Origin of the sequence: Streptomyces sp. NPDC058289 (genome assembly GCF_042880975.1) — a bacterium.
Lineage (GTDB): Bacteria > Actinomycetota > Actinomycetes > Streptomycetales > Streptomycetaceae > Streptomyces > Streptomyces stoeckheimensis.
Genome location: NZ_JBHVYI010000052.1, coordinates 12340 through 34996 on the forward strand (window position 1 = coordinate 12340; position 22657 = coordinate 34996).

General features: G+C 72.7%; 23 protein-coding genes. 4 read left to right on the plus strand and 19 right to left on the minus strand.

The window, feature by feature from the left end:
* Nucleotides 1-95: 95 nt before the first annotated feature.
* The 15 genes from hypE to ACFVX6_RS25090 all read right to left on the minus strand — a co-directional run bounded on the left by hypE (nucleotide 96) and on the right by ACFVX6_RS25090 (nucleotide 15275).
* Nucleotides 96-1160, minus strand: a complete 1065-nt coding sequence (gene hypE, locus ACFVX6_RS25020; protein WP_389694942.1) for a hydrogenase expression/formation protein HypE — start codon at nucleotides 1158-1160, stop codon at nucleotides 96-98.
* Nucleotides 1153-2295 carry a hydrogenase formation protein HypD gene (gene hypD / locus ACFVX6_RS25025; protein WP_389694944.1) on the minus strand — a complete coding sequence of 381 codons (1143 nt, stop codon included), beginning with the start codon at nucleotides 2293-2295 and terminating at the stop codon, nucleotides 1153-1155. The genes hypE and hypD overlap by 8 nt, the downstream gene beginning before the upstream one ends.
* Nucleotides 2292-2588, minus strand: coding sequence for a HypC/HybG/HupF family hydrogenase formation chaperone (locus ACFVX6_RS25030; protein ID WP_389694946.1), 297 nt, complete (start codon nucleotides 2586-2588; stop codon nucleotides 2292-2294). The genes hypD and ACFVX6_RS25030 overlap by 4 nt, the downstream gene beginning before the upstream one ends.
* Nucleotides 2557-4995 (minus strand): carbamoyltransferase HypF, encoded by a 2439-nt coding sequence (gene hypF, locus ACFVX6_RS25035; RefSeq protein ID WP_389694948.1) that lies wholly within the window; start codon nucleotides 4993-4995, stop codon nucleotides 2557-2559. Before hypF ends, ACFVX6_RS25030 begins: the two co-directional genes overlap by 32 nt.
* Nucleotides 4995-5930: a hydrogenase nickel incorporation protein HypB gene (gene hypB / locus ACFVX6_RS25040; RefSeq protein WP_389694950.1), complete on the minus strand. Its 936-nt coding sequence runs from the start codon at nucleotides 5928-5930 to the stop codon at nucleotides 4995-4997. Before hypB ends, hypF begins: the two co-directional genes overlap by 1 nt.
* Nucleotides 5931-5933: 3 nt before the next feature.
* Nucleotides 5934-6338, minus strand: coding sequence for a hydrogenase maturation nickel metallochaperone HypA (locus tag ACFVX6_RS25045; RefSeq protein WP_389694952.1), 405 nt, complete (start codon nucleotides 6336-6338; stop codon nucleotides 5934-5936).
* Between the two features lie 116 nt (nucleotides 6339-6454).
* Nucleotides 6455-6559 (minus strand): DUF6893 family small protein, encoded by a 105-nt coding sequence (locus ACFVX6_RS25050; protein WP_389694954.1) that lies wholly within the window; start codon nucleotides 6557-6559, stop codon nucleotides 6455-6457.
* On the minus strand, nucleotides 6556-7098 hold the full coding sequence (locus ACFVX6_RS25055) for a hydrogenase maturation protease (protein ID WP_389694956.1): 543 nt from the start codon (nucleotides 7096-7098) through the stop codon (nucleotides 6556-6558). The genes ACFVX6_RS25050 and ACFVX6_RS25055 overlap by 4 nt, the downstream gene beginning before the upstream one ends.
* The gene (locus ACFVX6_RS25060) at nucleotides 7095-8513 is read right to left on the minus strand and encodes a hypothetical protein (RefSeq protein ID WP_389694958.1); all 1419 of its coding nucleotides are present in this window, start codon (nucleotides 8511-8513) and stop codon (nucleotides 7095-7097) included. Before ACFVX6_RS25060 ends, ACFVX6_RS25055 begins: the two co-directional genes overlap by 4 nt.
* Nucleotides 8510-9202, minus strand: a complete 693-nt coding sequence (locus ACFVX6_RS25065) for a DUF6084 family protein (protein WP_389694960.1) — start codon at nucleotides 9200-9202, stop codon at nucleotides 8510-8512. Before ACFVX6_RS25065 ends, ACFVX6_RS25060 begins: the two co-directional genes overlap by 4 nt.
* The gene (locus ACFVX6_RS25070) at nucleotides 9199-9852 is read right to left on the minus strand and encodes a DUF5947 family protein (RefSeq protein ID WP_389694962.1); all 654 of its coding nucleotides are present in this window, start codon (nucleotides 9850-9852) and stop codon (nucleotides 9199-9201) included. The genes ACFVX6_RS25065 and ACFVX6_RS25070 overlap by 4 nt, the downstream gene beginning before the upstream one ends.
* Nucleotides 9849-10391 (minus strand): hypothetical protein, encoded by a 543-nt coding sequence (locus ACFVX6_RS25075; protein ID WP_389694964.1) that lies wholly within the window; start codon nucleotides 10389-10391, stop codon nucleotides 9849-9851. Before ACFVX6_RS25075 ends, ACFVX6_RS25070 begins: the two co-directional genes overlap by 4 nt.
* A complete protein-coding gene (locus tag ACFVX6_RS25080) occupies nucleotides 10388-12172 on the minus strand; it encodes a nickel-dependent hydrogenase large subunit (RefSeq protein ID WP_389694966.1) in 1785 nt (594 codons plus the stop codon). The genes ACFVX6_RS25075 and ACFVX6_RS25080 overlap by 4 nt, the downstream gene beginning before the upstream one ends.
* A gap of 106 nt (nucleotides 12173-12278) precedes the next feature.
* A complete protein-coding gene (locus ACFVX6_RS25085) occupies nucleotides 12279-13352 on the minus strand; it encodes a hydrogenase expression protein HypE (protein ID WP_389694968.1) in 1074 nt (357 codons plus the stop codon).
* A 96-nt stretch (nucleotides 13353-13448) separates the two neighbouring features.
* Nucleotides 13449-15275, minus strand: coding sequence for an enoyl-CoA hydratase-related protein (locus ACFVX6_RS25090; RefSeq protein ID WP_389694970.1), 1827 nt, complete (start codon nucleotides 15273-15275; stop codon nucleotides 13449-13451).
* An 883-nt stretch (nucleotides 15276-16158) separates the two neighbouring features.
* Between ACFVX6_RS25090 and ACFVX6_RS25095 the strand changes: the two genes are divergently transcribed.
* From ACFVX6_RS25095 to ACFVX6_RS25105, 3 genes are read left to right on the plus strand one after another with little or no spacing between them, the layout of a single operon-like run.
* Nucleotides 16159-16380: a hypothetical protein gene (locus ACFVX6_RS25095; protein WP_389694972.1), complete on the plus strand. Its 222-nt coding sequence runs from the start codon at nucleotides 16159-16161 to the stop codon at nucleotides 16378-16380.
* 51 nt (nucleotides 16381-16431) lie between these two features.
* Nucleotides 16432-18924: a SpoIIE family protein phosphatase gene (locus ACFVX6_RS25100; RefSeq protein ID WP_389694974.1), complete on the plus strand. Its 2493-nt coding sequence runs from the start codon at nucleotides 16432-16434 to the stop codon at nucleotides 18922-18924.
* A 29-nt stretch (nucleotides 18925-18953) separates the two neighbouring features.
* Entirely contained in the window at nucleotides 18954-19949 is a 996-nt protein-coding gene (locus ACFVX6_RS25105; protein WP_389695014.1) for a SigB/SigF/SigG family RNA polymerase sigma factor, read from the plus strand.
* 3 nt (nucleotides 19950-19952) lie between these two features.
* On the opposite strand, the gene ACFVX6_RS25110 is transcribed toward ACFVX6_RS25105, so the two are convergent.
* From ACFVX6_RS25110 to ACFVX6_RS25125, 4 genes are all read right to left on the minus strand, one after another.
* Nucleotides 19953-20318 carry an STAS domain-containing protein gene (locus tag ACFVX6_RS25110; RefSeq protein WP_389694976.1) on the minus strand — a complete coding sequence of 122 codons (366 nt, stop codon included), beginning with the start codon at nucleotides 20316-20318 and terminating at the stop codon, nucleotides 19953-19955.
* A gap of 2 nt (nucleotides 20319-20320) precedes the next feature.
* On the minus strand, nucleotides 20321-20500 hold the full coding sequence (locus tag ACFVX6_RS25115; RefSeq protein ID WP_389694978.1) for a CsbD family protein: 180 nt from the start codon (nucleotides 20498-20500) through the stop codon (nucleotides 20321-20323).
* A gap of 96 nt (nucleotides 20501-20596) precedes the next feature.
* Complete coding sequence (locus tag ACFVX6_RS25120) at nucleotides 20597-20833, minus strand: DUF6213 family protein (RefSeq protein WP_389694980.1); 237 nt, start codon at nucleotides 20831-20833, stop codon at nucleotides 20597-20599.
* A 54-nt stretch (nucleotides 20834-20887) separates the two neighbouring features.
* Nucleotides 20888-21043 (minus strand): DUF6131 family protein, encoded by a 156-nt coding sequence (locus ACFVX6_RS25125; RefSeq protein ID WP_243332865.1) that lies wholly within the window; start codon nucleotides 21041-21043, stop codon nucleotides 20888-20890.
* 298 nt (nucleotides 21044-21341) lie between these two features.
* Here ACFVX6_RS25125 and ACFVX6_RS25130 point away from each other — a divergent pair, with 298 nt between their 5' ends.
* Nucleotides 21342-22655, plus strand: coding sequence for an MFS transporter (locus ACFVX6_RS25130; RefSeq protein WP_389694982.1), 1314 nt, complete (start codon nucleotides 21342-21344; stop codon nucleotides 22653-22655).
* Nucleotides 22656-22657: the final 2 nt, after the last annotated feature.

Here is a 22657-nt window from a genome sequence, read left to right on the forward strand (position 1 = left end):
TTCACCTCCGGTCGGGCTCCCGTGCACCTCCGCGGGCTCCGTCCGTACGGGGACCCGGTGCACGGGGGGCGCCTGCCCCGTCCCGCGCGCCGCAATCAGCAGATCCGCGGCAGCTGCTCCCCGATCGGCAGGTCCACCACGCGGGTGCCGCCCAGCCGGGTCCGGGCCACGACCATGCCGGGGTGGGCCTCCACGGCCTCGCCGATGACGGTCGCCCCGCGCCCCAGCGGATGCGCCCGCATCGCGTCGAGCACGGCCTCGGCGTGCTCGACGGGCACGAAGGCCACGAGCTTGCCCTCGTTGGCCACGTAGAACGGGTCCAGGCCGAGGATCGAGCAGGCGTTCGCGACGGCCGGGGGCACGGGCACCCGCGCCTCGTGGACGAGGACGCCGGTGCCGGAGGCCGCGGCGATCTCGTTGAGGGCGGCGGCCAGACCGCCCCGGGTGGGGTCGCGCAGGACGTGCAGGTCCGGGGTGACCGCGAGCATGCTCCGTACGAGGCCGGCCAGCGGAGCGCAGTCGCTCTCCACGTCCACCCCGAACTCCAGGCCTTCGCGCACGCTCATGATGGCCACGCCGTGCAGCCCGATCTCACCGCTGACGATGACCACGTCGCCCGGTACGACCCGCTGCGCGCGCAGGTCCACCCCCGCAGGGATGACGCCGATGCCCGCGGTGTTGATGTAGACGCCGTCCCCGTGCCCGCTCTCCACGACCTTGGTGTCCCCGGTGACCACCTCCACGCCCGCGGCGCGGGCCGCCTCGCCCATCGCGCGGGCCACCCGCGAGAGCACGGACAGTTCCACGCCCTCCTCCAGGATGAACCCACAGGAGAGATAGGCCGGTTCGGCCCCCGACATCGCCAGGTCGTTGACCGTGCCGTTGACCGCGAGGTCACCGATGCAGCCGCCCGGGAAGAACAGAGGGCGCACGACGTAGGAGTCCGTGGAGAAGGCGAGCCGGACTCCGCCGAGGGTGAGCGCGGCGGAGTCCCCGAGCTGGGCGAGGGCAGCGCCGCCGAACTCCGGGAGGAAGAGGTGCTGGACGAGTTCGGCGGACAGCGCGCCGCCTCCTCCGTGGCCCATCACCACCCGTGGATGGTCGCGCAGCGGGGCCGGGCAGGTCCAGCCGGTGATGTCCAGCGGTGCGGTCTCAGCCAACGGGGCTCGCCTCCAGCGATGTCGTCGGGGAGGCCGGCGCGGCCTGGAGGTCGAGCCGGCGGTAGAGGTAGTACGCGGCGCAGGCGCCCTCGCTGGAGACCATCGTGGCGCCGAGCGGCGAGCGCGGTGTGCACAGGGTGCCGAAGGCCTCGCACTCGTGCGGTTTGATGAGTCCCTGGAGCACCTCGCCGCTGCGGCACTCGGCGGGCTCCCGCGTGGTGATCCCGGTGACCGAGAAGCGGTGCTCGGCGTCGAACTCGCGGTAGCGTTCGGACAGTCGCCAGCCGCTGTCCGGGATGATCCCGATGCCGCGCCAGGCCCGGTCCGTGACCTCGAAGACGTCTTCCAGCATGGCGAGGGCGGCGGGGTTGCCCTCCGGGCGGACGGCGCGCGCGTAGGCGTTCTCCACGGTGTGCTCGCCCCGTTCGAGCTGGAGCACGGTCCGGCGTACGCCTTCGAGGATGTCCAGCGGCTCGAAGCCCGTCACCACGATCGGCACCCGGTACCGCGCCGCGAGCTCCGGGTACTCCGCCATCCCCATCACGCTGCACACGTGCCCGGCGGCGAGGAAGCCCTGCACCCGGCAGCTGGGGGAGCGCATGATGGCCTCGATGGCGGGGGGAACCCGGACGTGGGAGACCAGCAGGCTGAAGTTGGGGATGCCCAGCTTCTTCGCCTGATGGACCGTCATCGCGTTCGGCGGGGCCGTGGTCTCGAAGCCGATGCCGAAGAACACGACCTCCCGGTCCGGGTTCTGCCGGGCGATGGTCAGGGCGTCGAGCGGCGAGTAGACCACCCGTACGTCACCGCCCTCGCTGCGGACCCTGAACAGGTCCCGGCCGGTTCCGGGGACGCGGAGCATGTCGCCGAAGGAGCAGAAGATCACGCCCGGCCGGGAGGCGATCTCCAGGGCCTTGTCGATGACCTCCAACGGGGTGACGCAGACGGGACAGCCCGGTCCGTGAATCAACTCCACCTGATCTGGGAGGAGTTGATCGATTCCGTGCCGGATGATGGTGTGGGTCTGGCCGCCGCACACCTCCATCAGCGCCCAGGGCCGGGTCACCGCGGAGTGGATGTCGTCCAGGAGCCGCCGAGCGAGGGCAGGGTCCTGGAACTCGTCGATGTACTTCACCGCGGACCTCCCTCGCCCCCGTCGGCGGCATCCGCCGCCAGCTCCCACGGGTCGCCGAACTCCTCCTGGAGCATGCCGAGTTCGGCGAAGAGCTCAAGGGTCTGCTTGGCGGACTCCTCGTCCAGGCGCTGCAGGGCGAAGCCCACGTGGACGATGGCGTACTCGCCGACCTGGAGGTCGGGCAGGTACTCCAGGCACACCTCCTTCTGTACGCCGCCGAAGTCGACCGTGGCCATGCGGGTTCCGTCCTTCTCCGCGATCTCAAGCACTCTGCCGGGTACCGCCAAGCACATGGGCCTCTCCTCGCTGTGGGGGGTCGGTGGCGCCGCGGGCGGCCGCCACCATGAGCTGACCGAGTGCCAGCCCGCCGTCGTTCGGCGGGACCTGGCGGTGCCGCAGTACGGTGAAGCCGCGCTCGCGCAGCACGCGGGCGCAGGCCGAGGACAACAGGGTGTTGGCGAAGACCCCGCCGGTCAGCACCACCGTGTCCAGCGCGTGCCGTTCGCGCGCCAGAACGCACAGCTCCGCGACCAGTCCCGTGGTGGCGGCATGGAAGCGCGCCGCGATCACGGACGGATCCACCCGCGCCCGCAGGTCGGCCACCACCGACGTCAGCAGGGGGGTCGGATCGGCGGTGACGGGGGCCTCGAGGCCGGGTGCCGGCCCGTTCAGGGCGAAGGTGTAAGGGAGCTGTCCGGGCCCGGAGACGGGGCCGGTGTCCGAGTCCGGTACCGCCCCGTGCCCCGTGCGTTCCACCGCCCGCAGCGCGGCGGATTCGAGCTCCATCGCGGCCTGGGCCTCGTACCCGGAGTACTGGCAGATGCCCGTCAGGGAGGAGACGGCATCGAAGAGCCGTCCCATGCTGGACGTGGCAACACAGTTCAAGCCGAGCTCCAACTGCCGCGACAGCACCCGGAGTTCCTCCTCGGGACAGCTGCTCGTACACGGCAGGTCCGGATCCCAGGGGATGCCCGCCGCCCGCAAGTGGGACAGGGCCATCCGGTACGGCCGCTGCACCGCGGCGTCACCGCCCGGCAGAGGCACGTACGCGAGGTGGGCGAAACGGGTGTAGCCGGCGTAGTCGGCGAGGAGCACCTCGCCGCCCCACACCGCGCCGTCGTCGCCGTAGCCGGTGCCGTCGAACGCGACGCCGATCACCCGGCGGCCGCCGTCCAGGCCGTGTTCGGCCAGAGCGGCCGCGATGTGCGCGTGATGGTGCTGGACGCGCACCAGCGGCCGGCCCCCCGCGTTGCGGGCCGCCCACCGGCCCGACCGGTAGCCGGGATGCCGGTCGGCGGCCAGCAGGACGGGCGAGACTCCGGTGACGGACTCCAGCTGCCGTTCGGCCCGCTCGAAGGCGATCTGGGTGGCCAGGTCGTCCATGTCGCCGATGTGCGCCGACAACCAGGCCCGGCGGCCCTCCCCGAGACAGAGGGCGTTCTTCAGATCGCCCCCCGTCGCCAGCGTGGCGGGGACCGGAAACGGCAGCGGCAGCGGCAGCGGGGCGTAGCCGCGCGAACGCCGGACCAGCAGCTCGGCGCCGTCGCAGACCCGCACCACGGAGTCGTCGCACGGGACGTGGATGGGCCGGTCGTGCGTGAGCCAGCCGTCGGCGAGACCGGCCAGCCGTTCCAGGGCCTCGTCCTCCTCGGTGACGATGGGCTCACCCGCGAGGTTCCCACTGGTCATGACGAGCAGCGCCGGCCCCGGGGGATCGCCCGGAAGTCCGAACAGCAGGTGGTGGAGCGGGGTGTACGGGAGCATGACGCCGAGGTCGGGGCTGCGCGGCGCGACCTCCTCGGCCGGTCCGGGGACGCCGGCCCGCCTGCGGAGCAGCACGATGGGCCGCACGCTGCCGGTGAGCAGGTCGCGTTCCTCGGGGCCGAGGTGCGCCAGCCGCTCCGCTTCGGCGAGATCGCGTGCCATCACGGCGAAGGGCTTGTCGTCGCGCGACTTGCGCCGGCGCAGTTCCGCCACGGCCTCGGGCCGGGTGGCGTCGCAGGCCAGGTGGTATCCGCCGAGCCCCTTGACCGCCAGGATCGCGCCCCGGGCCAGCATGCGGCGCGCCTCGGCGACCGGATCCGTACCGGTGTGCTCGTACGGGTCCCGCCCCCCGCCGTCGACCAGCAGCCGCAGCCGGGGACCGCAGGCCGGGCAGGCGACGGGCTGGGCGTGGAAGCGGCGGTCGGCCGGATCGGCGTACTCGCGGGCGCAGTCGGGGCACATCGGGAAGCCGGCCATGGTGGTCTGCGCGCGGTCGTAGGGCAGCCCGGTGACGATCGTGAAGCGGGGGCCGCAGTGCGTGCACGTGATGAAGGGGTGGCGGTGGCGCCGGTCGGCCGGATCCGCCAGCTCCGCGAGGCAGGCGGCGCACGTGGCCGTGTCCGGGGAGATCAGGGTCCGGGCCGGGCCGCCGCTCCGGGAGGCGATGATCGCGAATCCGGCGCCGCCGACCACCGGCACCTCGCAGTGGTCCACTGCGTCCACCACGGCCAGCGGCGGCGCGTCCGCCGCGAGGCGCTCGCAGAACGCGGAGACGGCGGCCGCCGCTCCCTCGACCTCGGTCACCACGCCCTCCGGGGTGTTGGTGACGTGCCCGGCCAGCCCCAGCCCGGTGGCGCGGGCGTAGACGTACGGCCGGAAGCCGACGCCCTGCACCACGCCCTGGACGGTGACCCGGCGGCGCTGTACGGAATCCATCAGAGGCTCTGCCCGCGTGCTCGCCCTGTCGCCGGAGTGCCGGTCGGCATCGGTGCGTGCTCCGGGCCGTGGTCATGGCTGTGCCCGTGCCCGTGCTCGTGCTCGTGCCCGCTCTCCGGCCGGTGCGGGTGACCGTGGTGGTGGTGGTGGTGGTCGTCGTGGTCGTGGTCTTGGGCGTGGTCATGGTCGCCGTGCACGTGGCTGTGGTTGTGGCCGCCGACCGCAGCGGCGCTCTGCGCCGGAGCGCACGCGCGGGCCATCACCGGGATGTGCGCCGCGGCTCCCGCGCCGACCGCCTGTGCCCGGTCCAGCAGGAGGCCGAGGCCCTCGCCGGTGCGGGCCGAGGTGAGTGCCACCTCCACCCCCGGGTTGACCCGCTGGACGTTCGCGCGGAAGGCCGCCTCGTCGAAGTCGACGGCCTGCGCGATATCGGTCTTGGTGACGATGACGAGCTGGGCCAGCCCGAAGGCCGTCGGGTACTTCAGCGGCTTGTCCTCGCCCTCGGTCACGGACGCGAGGACCACGCGCAGCGACTCCCCGAGGTCGTACGAGGCCGGGCAGACCAGGTTGCCGACGTTCTCGACGAAGAGCAGCCGCGTCTCCTCGGGCAGCCAGCCGTGCAGGTGGCGGCCCAGCATCACGGCTTCCAGGTGGCAGAGCCCGTCGGTGAGCACCTGCTTGACCGGCGCCCCCGAACGGGCCAGCCGTACCGCATCGTTCTCGGTGGCCAGGTCCGCGGTCAGGGCGGCAACGGCCACGCCCCGCTCCCGGGCGAGCAGGAGTTCGCGCTCCAGCAGGGCGGTCTTGCCGCTGCCCGGACTGGACAGCATGTTGACGACCGTCGTGCCGCGGGCGGTGAGTTCGGCGCGCAGGGCCTGTGCGGCCCCGTCGTTCTTGGCGAGAACCGCCTGTTGCAGGTCGACCACTCGGCACATGGTTCAGGCCTCCTCGGAGATCGGTGCGCGGCAGGGGGTCACGGTGGCCCCGGCGGCCCGTGCGTCCTCCCAGGTCACCGTGAGGATGCGCAGCTCGCGTCCTGAGAGCAGCTCCACCTCCGTCGCCCTTCCGCACGTGGGGCAGCACAGTTCGGGAGGCATCCCCACGGCCCAGTCGCCCGTGCAGGCGCCGCAGCGCGCACGGGCCGGTACGGACCGGACGACGAGCTCGGCCCCTTCCAGGACCGTTCCGGCGCAGGCCAGTTCGAAGCAGAAGCCGAGTGCGTCCGGGACCACCCCGGCCAACTCGCCGACTTGGAGCTCCACTCGGCTCACGACGCTGCCGGCCTCCGGGGCCGCCTCTTCCACCTGGCCCACGACGGCCATGGCGATCGACATCTCGTGCATCGGATTCGGTCTCCGTCCTGCCGGGGCTCATTACACCGGCAGGACCGGGGCGGCACGGCCGGGCACGCCGGGAGCCGTACGCCCCGTACTCCATTCGGAGGCCGGGGCGTACGCGTTCACATGCGGCGGATGCGCAAGTAGCGCCTGATGTCGGGCAGGATCTGCTTGAGGACGGCGACCAGGGCCAGGGCGGCGGCCCCGCCGACGACGACCTTCTTCATGGGGTACTCCTCAATTCTCGGCGGTTCGGGTCATCCCTCTCGGGTGCGTACGGCTCCTCCTGCCCGAGCAGGTCCAGGAGCGCGCGCACGGCCTCCGGCACCGCGTCTGCCACCGGCCGGCTCAGCCCGATGCCCTCCACGACGCAGGCGGGTTCGCAGCCGAGGACGAGCACGCGCCGGGGCGCTTCGGTGCCGGTCCCGGCGCACAGGGTGTCCAGCAGGGCGAGGACGGTGGCGGGCGACATGTCGTGGCCGTCGAGGGCGCACCCGCCCGGCGCGGCGTGCACGTCGTCCACGCCGACCTCGATCAGGTACAGGGTGCCGGGGGCCCCGCCGCGCGCGGTGGCGTCGACGAGGACGGCCGTGTCGTAGCCGTCCAGCAACTGGTAGGCGAGGTGGACCCCGCGGACCCCGAAGTCCACCGCCTCCACGCCCGGCGGCAGCGGGTGCGCCGACAGGGCCCGCAGGGTCTCCACACCGAAGCCGTCGTCACCGAGGAAGACGTTGCCGATGCCCGCGATCAGGGTGCGGCCGCTCACGCCGGCTCCCCGGGGGCGACGGTGACCTCGTCCGGCTGGAAGTACAGGAACCGGCCCTGCTCCCGGCGGATGTCCGCGCCCGGGTCGCCCTCCACGGTGACGGCGAGGTGGACGCCTCCGTCGACATCGTGCAGCACGGTCTCCACCAGGGCGGTGCGGCCCCGGAGGAACAGGTCCTGGGCGTCGGTCCGCCGCAGCCCCGGTCGCAGCACCACGCGGCTTCCGGCGCCCACCCGGACGCCGTCGACCGTCACGTGATCGGGTACGGGAGCGGCGGAGTCCGCCCCGGCCGGGTCCCACCACGGTGTCCCGGGCCGGAACAGTGCGTCCGGGTCCGGCACGGCGTCCTCGCCGGTGATGTCGCGCAGGCCCCGTACGGCCCCGTGCAGCCGTTCCAGTACCTCGGGCGGCATCGAGTCGGCCAGTTCGATCACGGCCGCGGCACGGGGATCGGTGCCGCGGGCCTCCCGTTTCTCCTGGTCGGTGAGGGCGGCGGTGCGCAGGGCCAGGATCTCGTCGATCTCGGTGGCGTCGTACATGGCGCCGGCGCTCTCGGGGGCGATGGCCGGATGGTCCTCGAGGATGATGGGGGAGGACAGGACCACGTCCGCGCGGCCCGGCTCGCCCGCGAGCACCGGCCAGGTGTGCCGGTTCTCGCAGGCGGCGACCGCCCCCTTGGCCCACTCGGGCGGGTCGGTCATCGACAGGAAGGAACCGGAGCTCAGCGCCAGCAGGAGATGGGCGGCCACCAGGGAACGGGGCAGCGCTTCTTCGCGGGGCGCGGACGGATCCGCCGGGGTCCACGGGCTGGTGTTCTCCACCACGGCGGTGAGCTTCGACACCCGGTAGGGGCCTTCGAGTTCGACGGCCCGCAGGCGCAGGACGCCCTCGATCCGCTCCGTACGCCGCACCAGGCGACCGACGGGGCGGCCGTCGGTGTCGAGGACCGGCTCGACCTCCTCGCGGGCCGGCCGGGAGAAGGGGAAGACAGCTTCGGAGCCTGTCAGTTCGGCGGCCGGAACGTACAACTCGACGCGTTCCTCGGTCCCTTCGTCCCAGGGGACCAGCACCCGGTCGTCCAGCTGGAGTTCGGAGACCTCCTCGAACGTGCCGTCGGCGCAGGCCCGTTGGACCGTACGCCGCTGCGCGTGCAGGAAGCGCAGTTCCAGGGAGAGGGTCGCCGCACCCCGGGGCTCCAGCAGGATCTCCGTGCGCTGGAAGGAGTGCTCCCCGTGGGCGGGGGCCCAGGCGGGCGGCACGAGCACGCCGAACTGCCACCGCATCCGGTTCTTCGCCGCGGAGGCCCGGTACGGGTAGAGGACGTACCCCTCGAAGAGGACGGCGTCGGCCACCTGCCGGGCCGTGGCGAAGCGGCAGTCCTGGGCGCCGGCGAGGCCGGAGGCGGTCGTGGTCACGGCGCGGTCCTCTCGATGACGAGCGGCGGCGGCGCCCCCAGCCGGACCGGGGCGGGCGCCGGCCCGTCCGCGCTGTCCAGGAGGGCGCGCACGGTGGCCTCCCAGGAGGGGAGGGCGTGCCGCGAGCGGAAGGCGAGCAGATCGGCCATGGTGTCGGCGGGCAGCCGCAGCCAGCCGCATCCGGGGAAGTGCTGCTCGACCATCTCCCGCCACACGGCCACGGGCATCCGGTACGCGGCCTCGCGGTCCCAGGGCACCGGTTCGACGTGGAAGCCGCCCGCCCCGGTGAAGGCGGTCCCCGAGAACAGCATCAGCATCGGGACCTCACCGCCCCGCAGCGCGGCGAAGTAGCGGGTCGCCGCGATGTCCATGTCGTAGCTGCACGGCACCACGAGGTCCACCTCGGTTTCGCCGGTGAAGCTCGGGACCATCACCGAGACCTGCGCGAACTGCACCGGCTGGAGGGTGGACCCCCAGCGGGAGGGGTCGCCGAACAGGTCGGCCAGGCCGTCCGCCTCGGCGGGGCCGTAGCGCCGCTTGGCGGGCTCCACCCTGAGCTGGCAGCGCAGGGCGACGGCGTGCACGCGCACCCCGGGCGAGGCGGTCAGCCGCAGCCGGAACACCAGGGTGGGTCCGGCGGCGTACGGGTCCGCGCGCACCCCGGTGCAGGTGAAGGCGAAGTCCGTCACGGCCGCCCCGCTTCCACCGCATCCGGGGCGAGCACGCGGGCCCGCCGCTCCACCCGCTCGAAGAACACGCGCAGCGCCTCCCGGGCTTCGGCGCCTCCGTCGAAACCCTGCCAGAGCATGCGCATCCGGCCCACCAGCTCGTAGCAGATGTCGATGGGGACCAGGTGGCAGGTGGTCTCCCCGTCCGCGCGGTGCAGCAGCAGGGCCTCCACGTCGGGCTCCAGCAGGCCGGCCAGGCGTCCGGCGCCGAGCACCTGCTGCCAGGTTTCCGGGTCGAGTTCGCTCTCGGTGGCCCCGGCGGGGCTCGGGTAGAGCGCGACCAGGCGGTCCAGCGCGGCGTTGCGGAAGAGGAAGGCCACCCCGACGGGGATCTGGAGGGCCTCCCAGGCGCCGTCGCCGAGCGGATGCGCCGGGTCGGTGAGGTAGCGGTCCGGGACGGCGCGGAACCGGCCGGCGGCCGCGCCGGGCCGGTCGAAGAGCAGCGCGCAGGCGGTGCACGCGCAGACCAGGGCCCGCCGCTCGGTCTCCACCAGGTGGCGGTGCCCGTCCTCGGCGACCGCCACCGCGCACAGTTCGCAGGTTTCGGGGCGCGGCGGACGGGCGCCGGCGAACCTCCGCAGGCCGCGAGCGGCCGGAGCGGGCGCGCTCACCGCGCCCGTGCCGGGGTCTGCGGGCGGGCGCCGATCTGGAGGAGGGCCGGGGCGGGGGCCGCCTTCTCCACCTCCACCGAGGTCACTTCGGGGGCGAAGGCCGCCAAGGCGTCCGCCACACCGCGCGGGACCCCGTCGGTGCCGGCGTCCGAACTGCCGCAGCCGCAGCCGCCGCCGGCGGGAACGCTCAGCCGCAGGATGCCCGAGGCCGGATCGAAGCCGAGCAGTTCCGCTTGCTCCGGCGCGGACCGCAGGGCCCGCCCGATCCGCAGGTGCACGTCCTCGGGGTTGAGGTCGTGCAGGGCCAGCAGGCTCGCCACGAGCTCGTCGTCCAGCAGCGGAGCCAGGCCGTGGTCGCCGAGCCGCTCCGTGATCCGGGCGAGCCCCGCCCCGTAGAACTCCATGAGTCCGCGGACCAGTTCCTCGGCGGCGGCGCAGGCCGCCCGGTCTCCCGTGGCGGCGAGCCGGTCGAGGACCTCGTCCACCCGCTGCCCGGCCTGTCGTGCGTCCAGTGCGACGCCCGTGCGCGCGGCGCTCATCCGCCCAGCCCGCTCAGGCCGGTGGGCACGTGCATGGTCTTGACGGTCTTGCCGCCGCCGACGTACATGTGCACCCCGCACGGCAGGCACGGGTCGAAGCTGCGGACGGCCCGCATGATGTCGATGCCCTTGAAGTTCTCCGGGGTGTTCTCCTCGAAGATGGGGGTGTTCTGCACGGCGTCCTCGTACGGTCCCGGTGTGCCGAAGGTGTCGCGGGTGCTGGCGTTCCACGGGGTCGGCGGGTACGGGTGGTAGTTGGCGATCTTCCCGTCGCGGATGACCATGTGGTGCGACAGGACGCCCCGTACGGCCTCGGTGAAGCCGACGCCGACCGCCTGGTCCGGGACCTCGAACTTCTCCCAGGTCTGGGTGCGTCCGGCGCGGACCTCCGCCAGCCCCTTCTCGGCGCAGTGCAGTGCGATGGCGGCCGCGTACGCCTGGAAGTAGGTACGGGCCCGGTTGCGCTCCAGGGCGTTGCTCCACTTGGGGATCTGCCACTCGAAGGTCGTCTCGGGCTTGGTCATCGTCTTCGGCAGGTTGATGACCACGCTGTGCCCGGTGGCCTTGACGTAGCCGACGTCCACCAGCCCGGACAGCGCCGTGGACCACAGCCGGGCGAGGGGGCCGCCGCCGGTGTCGAGCGCCAGGTGGTCCTTGCCGTCGAACCAGCGGGGCGACATCACCCAGCTGTACTTGTCGTCGAAGTTCCGCTTCTGCGGGGCCGGGATGGTGTGCTGGTTCCACGGGTGGCGCGGGTCCACCGGGTTGCCGAGCGGGTCGTGCGTGACGAACTGCTCCTGCCCCTGCCAGTCGTCGTAGTACGAGCTGCCCAGCAGGATGCGGATGCCCAGGTTGATTTCCGTGAGGTCGTTGGTGACCAGTTTGCCGTCCACCACCACGCCCGGGGTGACGAACATCTTCCGTCCCCAGTCGGTCATGTTGGCGTACGTGAAGTCGCAGTACTCGGGGTCGTTGAGGGCGCCCCAGCAGCCCAACAGGACACGCCGGCGGCCGACTTCCTCGTAGCCGGGCAGGGCCTCGTAGAAGAAGTCGAACAGGTCGTCGTGCAGCGGCACCACCTTCTTCATGAACTCCACGTACCGCATCAGGCGGCTCATGTAGTCGGTGAAGAGCTGGACCGAGGCGATGGTGCCGACGCCGCCCGGGTAGAGCGTGGAGGGGTGCACGTGGCGGCCCTCCATCAGGCAGAACATCTCCCGCGTGTAGCGGCTGACTTGGAGGGCCTCGCGGTAGAACTCGCCCTCGATGGGGTTGAGCGAGCGCATGATGTCGGCGATGGTGCGGTAGCCGTGCTCGCCCGCGTGCGGGGCGGCGGTCCGCTCGGCCAGCTCCAGGACCCCGGGGTTGGTCTCGCGGACCATCTTCTCGCAGTAGTCGACCCCGACCAGGTTCTCCTGGAAGATGTTGTGGTCGAACATGTACTCCGCGGACTCGCCGAGGTTGATGATCCATTCGGCGAGGTGCGGGGGCTTCACCCCGTAGGCCATGTTCTGCGCGTACACGGAACACGTGGCGTGGTTGTCGCCGCAGATCCCGCAGATGCGGCTGGTGATGAAGTGCGCGTCACGGGGGTCCTTGCCGCGCATGAAGACGCTGTAGCCACGGAAGACCGACGAGGTGCTGTAGCACTCGGCGACCCGCTTCTGCTTGAAGTCGATCTTCGTGTGGATGCCGAGGCTGCCCACGATCCGGGTGATCGGATCCCATGCCATCTCGACCAGGCCGCTGCCGTCGCCGGCCGCCTTCGTCTTCGGTTCCATCGTGTGTGCCGTGACCCTTCGTCAGCGCGGGTGGAGGAGGAGCGGGTGGAGGGGGGAGCGGGTGGGGGAGGTGTGCGGGGCGGGTGGGCGGCCGCCGGGCCGGGGTTCACCAGGGCGGGCGGTAGCCCGTCGTCAGCTTGTCGCCGGTGTGGCGCCACTTGGGCTCTTGGTCGACGGTGTGCAGGGTGATCGCCCGGAGCCTGCGGATCACGGCGCCGTACGCGCCGCTGGCCTTGGTGGAGACCTTGGCGCCCGGCGGTTCGTCCATGAAGGGCATGAACTTGTCCGGGAAGCCCGGCATCGTGCAGGCGATGCAGATGCCGCCCACGTTCGGACAGCCGCCGATGCCGTTCATCCAGCCGCGCTTGGGCACGTTGCACTTGACCACCGGACCCCAACAGCCGATCTTGACGAGGCACTTGGGGGAGTCGTAGGTCTCCGCGAACTCGCCCTGCTCGTAGTAGCCGGCCCGGTCGCAGCCCTCGTGCACCGTGCTGCCGAACAGCCACGTGGGCCGCAGCTTGTCGTCGAGCGGGATCATCGGGGCCGAGCCGGCCGCCTGGTAGAGCAGGTAGGTGAGCGTCTCAGAGAAGTTGTCCGGCTGGATCGGACACCCCGGCACGCACACGATCGGGATCCCGGCGTGCGACTTCCAGTCCCAGCCCAGATAGTCGGGCAGGCCCATCGCACCCGTCGGATTGCCCTCCATCGCGTGGATGCCGCCGTACGTGGCGCACGTGCCGATGGCCACCACGGCGAGCGCCTTGGGCGCCAGCCGGTCGATCCACTCGCTGGTGGTGATGGGCTGGCCCGTCGCCGGATCGTCGCCGAAACCGCACCAGTAGCCCTCGGACTTGATCTTCTCGTTGGGGATGGAGCCCTCGACCACCAGCACGAACGGATCGATCTCGCCCCGCTCGCCCTTGAAGAACCACTCGATGAACGTGTCCGCGCCCCCGACGGGACCGCACTCGAAGTCGATCAGCGGCCAGTGCACGGCGATCCGGGGCAGCCCGGGCAGCGTCCCCGTCACGATCTCCTCGATGCTCGGCTGCATCGCGGCGGTCAGGGACACGGAGTCACCGTCACAGCTCAGGCCCGCGTTGATCCAGAGGATGTGGATCAGCGGATCGTCCGCTGCCGGGTCGTCTGCCACCGGGGCCGGCGTTGCTGCGTCCATGCGGAAGCCTCCTTGGGGAGGGGGAGGAGGAAGGGCGGCGGCGGGGCCCGCAGGGAGGCCCGTCACCACGGGGGCTCATCGGCCCCACCTTTCTTGCTAGCACCGACCGGGGTCCGGTGCCGCGTCGGGTACACCCGGTCCGGTGACGGGAACCGGTCGCGCGGCCGGCGGCGCGCCGTGCCGGGCCGGTACGGCGCGCGCGAGGTGCGGCGGCGTGGCGTCCGGGCGCACCTTGCCCACGAAGGCCCGCCGCAGCGCGTGGTACGGGGCCTGCGGGTCGAAGAAGGTCTGCCGCATCCGCTCCAGCTCGGCCGTCCGGTAGGAGGCCAGCGGACGCCGCGCCTCGTCCAGCTCCCTGCGCGCCTTCTTGGCGGCGATCCGGGCGGTCGTGGCGGGATGGCCGGCGAGGCGCGCCGCGAGCGCAGAGGCCCGGTGCGCGAACTCCCCGGGCGGGCAGTCGACCGTCCGGTCGACCAGACCCAGCCGCCGGGCCGTACCGGCGCTCAGCGGCAGGGCTTCCGCGGTGAGGAGCTCGGCACCTGCCGGGCCGATCCGGCGCGGCAGGGTGTACGTCCAGAACTCCGATCCGTACAGGCCCATCAGCCCGTAGTGCGGATTGAGGACCACGCCGGATCGGCACCACACCTCGTCGGCCGCGAGCGCCAGCACGGCTCCGCCGGCGGCCGCGTTGCCGCCCAGCGCGGAGACCACGAGCCGGTCGGTGGTGGTCAGAACGGCCTCCACCAGGTCGTCCATGGCGTTGATGTTGGCCCAGGACTCCTCGGCGGGATCGGCGGCGGCCTCGATGACGCCCAAGTGGATCCCGTTGGAGAAGAAGTCCCGTCCGCCGCCGAGCACGAGCACCGAAGTCGGCCGGGCGCAGGCCGCACGGTAGGCGTCCAGCAGGCGGCGGCAGTGGGTGGTGCTCATCGCACCGCCCGGGAAGGAGAACGACAGGAACCCGGCCCCGCGCTCCTCGTGGTAGCCGATGTCGGACCAGGTGCGGGGCCGGGGCCGGGGCCGGGGCCCGGGACTCCGGCCGCCTTCCGCCGGGGCTGCCGGCTCCGGCCGTTCGGGTGGATGGGGCCGTTCCGGCAGCTCGGGCAGCAGCTCGCCGAGCGCGAGCACGGCGGGGAGCTTGGGGGCGGCCGGTTCCCCCGGGGCGCGGTGGGCCCGCAGCTCCGGGATCCACACGGCTCCGTCCACGGTGGCCCGGCAGATGGCCCCCGCCCTGGTCGCCAGCAGTTCGCCGGGGCGGCCGCGCATCCGGTCCTCCGGGTGGCCGCCGTGCAGGTACCACGTACCGCCGAGGAGCTCGTCCCGTACGCCGGGCCGGGAATCCGCCGCGCGCAGGGTGCGCAGCACCCTCTCGGTACCGTCCCGCAGCCAGTCGATCCTGCGGTGCTCCTGGCGCAGCAGGGGGCGGGCCAGGCCCTCGGTCTGCGGCTCGGGGACGTACGTTCCGGAGGCGAAGCGTTCCACGGCGAGCAGGACGGCCTCCAGGGCCGCGTCGGCTACCTCGCCCCGGTACCAGGCGCTCTTCGACCCGCCCGGGTCCGGCCCGGGACACTCCACCGAGGCCCACACGTCGCCGGCGTCCATCTCCGCATTGGCCTGCAGCACGGTGACGCCCCACCGCGGGACCCCGTCGAGCACCGCCCGGTCCAGCGAGGAGGGACCCCGGTCCCCGACCGGACCGGGATGCACGATCAGGCAGGTGTGGGCGGACCAGACCTCCTCCGGCACGGCCGAGGTCAGCATCGGCGCGACGATCAGCTCGGGGCGGTGGCGCCGGACGGAAGCCACCAGGTCGGCCGCGGGGAGCGCCAGCTCCACGGCGACGCTGTGGCCGTGATCGCGCAGCTCTGCGTGGACCCGCTGGGTGAGACTGTTGAAGGCGCTCGCGACGAGCAGGACGTGCACGGGGACTCCCTGCGACGGACCGGTGCCACGGCACGGGGTTGCCCGGCCGGATCGGCGGTGCGGGCCGGCGCGTGACCAGCCGCCAGAGATCCTTCGCTACGCCGCGGGGCGAGCGCGCGCACCCCGCTGCCCTTGTCACCCGTACGCGCCTCCCCACAGGGCCGCTCGGCGGCAGCCCCGGAGCCTGCTCGACGGCCCCCGGCCCCCGGTCCTCGGTCCTCGGTACCGGCCCTGCTGCGGCCCGGTGTCCACGGGGTCGCGGGCTCGGGCAGGCGCGGAGTGCCGTGCGTGCTGCCGTGAGGCGGCGATCCGCGCGCGGACAGGCTGCTGCGGGAGCCGGCCGACGTGGGGACCACGGCCCTGCTCACCTGGGTCCCCGAGCCCCTGGGCGTCGCCGACATCGGCACCGCGCCCGGGCGGCCCTCACCGCCAAGACCGTCGTGGACGACGCCTGCGGCATGCTGTCCGCCGCCACCGCATCCCTCCGGCCCCGCGAGGAGGAACCGCAGCTGCGGGCCTTCACCGCACGGCGCCGGCTCCCGGCCGCCGACGTGGCCGCGCGCCTCCGTACGGCGTGGGATCCTGCCCGCGGACCTCCTGGCAGAGGTCATGGACGGGAAACGGGGCACCCGGCGGTCGCGCGGCCCCGGTGCGGTGGCCTCCGGCGACGGAGTGCGGCCCCCGTCGCAGCCATGATGGCCGAGGCCGCACCCCGCACCGGGCGCCTACCCAGCCGTGCGGGGCCGACGCGGAACCGGTCGTAGGGCCGGGACCGCAGGACGGGGCGCCCGCCGCCACCGGTTTGCGCCGCCCCGGGCGGGGCAGTCGCCCGTGCGGGGCCGCCGCCGAGCCGCGCGGCTCCCGTCGAGCGAGGAGGACGGCCATGGACGAGCAGGGTGGTGCTGGAGGAGTGCCGTTGGAGGGCGGGGGAGAGCAGGGCCGGCGCCGCAAGGCGAAGGCGCCCGCCGACCGCCGTGACGGCGGTACCACGCCCGCGGCCGACACGGACGAAGCCAGCCGTCTGGACCGTCCGCAGCAGCCGGAGAAGCCGAGCGGGAAGCCGGGTCGGAAGGGGACGCGGTGGGTCGGCCCGCGCGATGAGTGACGCCGGTGCCGCACCCGGGCGGGAGACAGGCGGGCGTGGCATGCTCAAGGGGTGAAGGGCGATGCCGCACCCGTGGGTGAGAGCGCCGCACCCGAGGTGGTGGCGCTCGCCAGGGTCGTGGCCAGACTCCGGTCGGAAGTCGTCGACCTGGAAGGCGTTGCCGCGACCACGGCCGTGGTCGAGCGGGCCAAGGGCGTACTCATGGCCCAGGCGGGCATCTCCGCCGACGCGGCGAACGAGTTGCTCCTCGAGCGGGCCCGCCGACGCGGCCGGACCGTCCTGGAAGAGTGCTGGATCACGCTGGGGCAGGTCCGCGTGCGCCAGTCGCCGGGGACCGCGCGGATCTCCCTGCCCACGGCCTCGACCACGGGCCCGAGGAACGAGCCGGGCACCTCGGCGTTCAACCGTCGCCGCTATCTCGCCGGGCACCACCATGGCGACGGCGAGCTGAACCGGCTGCTGGCGCGGGTCGCCGACGGCCTGGCCGCGGCGCACGGCGGCGACGACATCGCGGAACTGTTGGTGACCGTGCTCGGCGGGGCCACCGACGTGGACGCGGTGATGATCTACACCGTGGCCGCCGCCGGGAGCCTGGATCTGACCGGAAGCGCCGGAATCGACGAGGCGCTCGCCGAGCAGTGGCGCCACATTCCCCCGCTGAGCGGAGTCGCCGCCCTGGAAGCGATCGCCGCCCGCCGTGCCCTCTGGCTGGAGGACCCCCGTGAGGACGCCCGGCGCTATCTGCTGATCGGAGACCCGCCGGAGCGGTGGCCGGCGCGCGCCTGGGTCCCGGTGCCGGTCGACGGGCAGCCGAGGGCGGCCATCGGGTTCCTGCGCACCCGGCCGGGCCCCTTCGCCGCCGAGACGCGGGCCCTGTTGCGCAAGGCCGGCCGGCTGTGTGCGGGGCCCCTGGGGGCGCCGGAACAAGCCCGGGACGCCGAGGCCGTGGGAGCGGCCGGCAGCGACTACGTGGCGTCCGTCCAGCTGATCCTGGACACCATGGCCGGACCCGCGACCCTGCTCACCCCCCTGCGCTCGGAGACGGGCGAGGTGGAGGACTACCGCATCGACGCGGCGGCACCCGAGTCCGTGGACGTGGCCGGCCGGCGCGGCAAGGAGCTCGTGGGCCGCCGGATCCTGGAGACGTACCCCACCGTTGCGGGCACAGCCCTCTGGGAGGGGTACCTCGAGACGCTCACCACCGGAACGAGGTACGAGGGGGAACCCTTCACCTACCAGGAAGTGGTCGCCGGCGTCCCCCGGCAGTCCGTCTACTCGGTCCGGGCGTCCAGGCTCGGAGACCACCTGGTCGTGTCCTGGGTCTGCCATGACACCAGCCAGCGCGAGGTCCGCCGGCTGGCCGACATGCAGCGCCTCGGCAACCTCGGCTGGGCGGGCTGGAACCTGGTCACCGACACCGTCACCTGGTCCGACCAGGTGTACGCGATCTTCGACCGCGATCCGGGCCGGGGGCCCATGACGCTGGAGGAACTGCCGAGCCACCTCGTCCCCGACGACCTTCCCCTGCTGGGTGCCGCCGTCGAGCGGCTGCTGAGCGAGGGGGAGCCCATCGACCAGCCGTTCCGGATCACCACCGGGCGCGGAGTCCGGCACCTGCGGATCGTCGCCGAGGCCCAGACGGACGCCGACGGCACACCCGTCGAGGTACACGGCTTCTTTCAGGACCTGACCGCACAGCACGACATCGAACACGCCTTGCACGAGAGCGAGCGGGCCGTCCTCCTCCAGCGGGGCATGCTCCAGGCGGAACGCGCGCTCGCCGCATCGCTCCAGGACGCGCTGCTGCCGATCCCCGAACAGTCCCTGGAACTGGCCGGCCTGTGCATCGATGTGGCCTACGTCCCCGCCGACAGCGGGATCAACGTCGGAGGCGACTGGTACAGCGCCATCGAACTCCCCGACGAGAGCGCCCTGTTCGTCGTCGGAGACGTGGCCGGCCACGGGCTGGCCGCCGTCGGGACCATGGCCCAGCTCCGGTTCACCGCCAAGGGCATGGCGATCACCGGCTCTCCCCTGCCCGTAGTCCTCCGTCGACTCAACACCCTGCTGCTGCACACACGTTCGGACCCGTCGGGCAGTGCCACCGCCACCATGGTCATGGCCCGCTACCGGCCCCGGGACCGGCGGCTGATCTGGGTACGGGCAGGCCACTTGCCGCCCCTGCTGATCCGCGACAACCGGGCGGAGTTCCTCGAGCAGCCGCAGGGCGCCCTTCTCGGCGCGACCTTCGAAGCCTCCTACGAGCAGGCCGCCGTCGACCTGCTGCCCGGCGACCACCTGCTCTTCTACACCGACGGGCTCGTGGAGGAACCGGGCGAGGACATCCAGACCTGCCTCGACCGCCTGGCGGAGACGGCCGTGCGACTCCTCCGGGAGGGCCTCGGGGAAATCCTCGCCCCCACGCTCGCCGCGCTGTGCACGGCCCACCGCGACGACATCTGCGTGCTGCACGTCCACGTCCCGGACGAGGAGGCATCGGGCGGGGAGGCGGACGAGGGGGTACCGGACGAGGAGGTTCCGTAAAAGAGGGGTCAGCCTTCCCCCGTCCGGGTATATCCCCTCGGGAAGACCACGACGGTTCCCGCCGCCCTCCTCGGGGCGGCCGGTGGCCACCAATCCGTCGGAGGAAGCTCATGGCACCCGTTTCCAGCGACACCACGGATCCGCTCCGCATCGGCCTCCGCAGCGAGACGCCCGATGTCCCGGAGGATCCGCTCACCGTCAGCACCGGCGAGGCGCGGACCCTGTCCGTCGCGCTCTTTCGACGACTGAAGGAGCTGGACGAGGGGACGCCGGAGTACTCGTACGTGCGCAATACGCTCGTGGAGCTCAATCTCAGCCTGGTGAAGTACGCGGCACGCCGGTTCCGCAACCGTTCCGAGCCGATGGAGGACATCGTCCAGGTCGGCACGGTGGGCCTGATCAAGGCGATCAACCGGTACGACGTCGAGCGGGGGGTCGAGTTCACGACGTTCGCGATTCCCACCATCACCGGTGAGATGAAGCGGTTCTTCCGCGACACCAGCTGGTCCGTGAAGGTCCCGCGGCGCCTCCAGGAACTGCGCCTCGACATCGCCAAGACCCACGACGTGCTCGAACAGGGCCTGGGACGGCAACCGACCGACCTGGAGCTGGCAGAGCACCTCGGCATCACCACGGAGGCGCTGGACGAGGGCCGCCGCGCCGCCAACGGCTATGTGGCGGGCTCCCTCGACGCCCCTGTGGGACCCGAGGGGGACGGCGCCCCCCGGGGGTGGCCGCTGGGGGAGGAGGAGGCTGCGTACGACCGCATCGAATGCCTGGAGACGCTGAAGCCGCTGCTCGCCACGCTCAGTGACCGCGACCGGCTGATCCTCTCGCTGCGCTTCGGTCAAGAGCTGAACCAGTCCGAGATCGGCGATCGACTCGGCCTGTCCCAGATGCACGTCTCACGGTTGCTGAGCCGCATCATGGCCAGGCTGCGGACCGGGATGCTGGAGGACGCGGACGCGGACGAGGGTGAGGGCGAGGACCAGTCCGACCTGGAACGCGGGGGCCGGGTCGGGTAGGCGTCAGGGGCCGGCGGACCCGGGCGGGACGGCGTCGATGGGGAAGAGGGGGAGGGAGCCGGTGATCTCCAGCAGCCGCAGCATCTGGGCGCGCGGCGCGGCCAGGCGCAGCGTGTGGCCGGACTCCGATGCCTGCAGGCGGGCCCGGAGCAGCAGGTTCAGTCCCGCGGAATCGCAGAAGGCGAGACCGCTGAGGTCGACGATGATGTCCGCGCGGCCGCCCGTACGGGTCACCGCTTCGAGCAGCAGGGCGCGCACCTCGTCGACCCGGCTGATGTCCATCTCGCCGGACAGACGGACCACGGCCGCCTCCTCCGTGGCAGGGGGAGGCGGCCCGGCGGGATCGTGCGCGCCCTGCTCGTGCGGCATCCTCAGCGCTGTCCCTTGGCCTTCTTCATCTTGTCCGCGGCATCGGAGGTCATTTCCTCGGCCTTGCCGGCCATGCGCTCGGTGCTTCCCTCCGCCTGCATGCGCTTGTCGTCCATCGTGCTGCCGAGGCTCTCCTTGAGCTTCCCCTTGGCCTGCTTCGCCTTTGCCTTTGCCTTGCCCATGACGGGGTTCTTCCTTCCTGAGGGGGTACTGCTGCCACCATGCGTCAGGGGACGGTGGCCTGCAATTTGTGGCGAATCGCCGGATATGGCGCTGCCCTACGGGCGTGGAGAGACCGAAGCGAACCCGATGCATTCGACGTCGATCTGATCGGCCAGTTCGGTCAGTACGCCCGCCAGGTCCCGGACGGTCCGCTCGTCGCCGCACATCTCTCCGGTGCGTTCCGACTCCAGCCAGTCGGCCGCGAGGCGACGCAGGAGTGCGGTGACGTGATCGGCGGGGATCAGCAGTGCGCCGTCATCCGCGGGTATCAGCGGTATGGACATCTGGATCATGGAGCCGCTCCCGGGGAGCGCGTCGGTGCGCGACCGTGCGCGCCCGTGTCCGCGCTACCAATAGTGCCGCCGCCCTCCGACCGCGTGCCCGACGGATCCGAGCACCCACAGCACGACCCCGATGACGACGAGGATGATCCCCAAGGTCCACAGGATCGAAATGCCGAGGAGGTAGCCGACGATCAACAGGACGATGCCAAGCGCGATCATGATGTTCTCCCTTCTCGCAGGCTGCTTATGCCCCGATCTCGTGCCGGAATGCGTGGGGGCGGCCCGGTCGGAAATATCTTGACGTCAAGATTGATCTCGGGCAGGCTTCCGCTGGTATCTCGATATCGAGATACCTTCGCGGGGGCTCGGAGGTCATGGGATGCGGCGGCAGCGCGGTACGGGGATTGGGAAGGGTTCGCAGGGATGGCGGAGGCGGTCGGGGCAGGGGCGGGAGCCGCGACGGCCCGGGCTGGTGGCCCAGTTGAGGCGGCCACCGGGGGGTCGGGACGCCCGGATCATGTTGCTCGCCCAACTCCTCGACCGCGCCGGTACGGGCATGTGGGCCGCAGTCTCGGTCCTCTACTTCACCTTCGTCCTAGGCCTGGACTCCGGCCGCATCGGCCTCATGCTGGGCGCCGCGGCCGTGGCGGGCATCGCCGGATCCCCCCTGGCCGGACACCTGGCCGGACGGTTCCCGGTACGGTCCCTGCTGATCGGCTGTCACCTGCTGCGCCTCGGAACTCTCGGCGCCCTGCTCGTGGTCACCCGCTTCGACGTGCTCCTGCCCCTGGTCGCCGTCACCTACCTCGGCGACCGGGCGGCCAAAGCAATGGAGATGCTCTTCGCCACACGGGTGGCGGGTGAGCGGCGCGTCACCTATCAGGCGCTGTCGCGCAGTACGGCGAACGCGGGCTACGCGGTGGGCGCGGGAATCGCCGCCGCCGGTCTCGCGCTCGGGACCCCGGAGGCCTACCGGGCGCTGATCCTGGCCAACGCGCTGTCGTTCCTCGCGGCCGCCGCGTTGGTCTGGCGCACCCGGGAACCGCGAGCCGAGGGCCGGGTGGCCGCGGGCGCGGGGGATGCGGCGACCGCGGGCACGGTGGATGCGGCGGCCGGACCGGCGGCGGCCGCGGATGTGGCGCCCGGGGAGGCGGCGCCCGGGGAGGCGGCGCCCGGGCGGACGCGGCCGCCGAGCCCCTGGCGGGACCGCGGCTACCTGCGCTTCGTCCTGCTCGACATCCCGATGAGCCTCGACGACTCGGTCCTGGCGGTCGGCCTGCCGCTGTGGCTGGTGGTCCACACCGACGCGCCGCACGCCCTGGTCCCGGCCTTCCTCGTCATCAACACGGTGCTGGTCGTCGTACTCCAACTCGGCGTCTCGGCCAGGTTCGAACAACCCCGGCAGGCCTCGGCGGCGGTCTCCCTGTACGGGCTGACGATGCTCGCGTGCTGCGTCCTGCTGGCCCTCAGCGCCGGGACCGGGGTCGTGGCCGCGTCGGTGGCCCTGCTCACCGCGTCGGTGCTGGTCACGGGGGCGGAGCTGCTGCGGTCGGTGAGTTCCTGGGAACTGGCGGTCTCGCTCGCCCCCGAGCAAGCGCGGGCCTCGTACCTGGGAGTGGCGGGCATGGCCATGTCCGTCCAGAAGTCGGCCGGTCCGCTGCTCCTGACCGGCGCGGTCATGACGGCCGGGCCCGCGGGCTGGCTGGCCCTCGGTGTGGGGATCGCGGCCCTGTCGGTGGTCCAGCGGCGCTCCGCGGTCCGCCGCTTGGACTCCGTCCTGGCCCCGCCCGCGCCTGCGGCACCCTCGCCGTGCGCCACGAACACGGGCTGAAA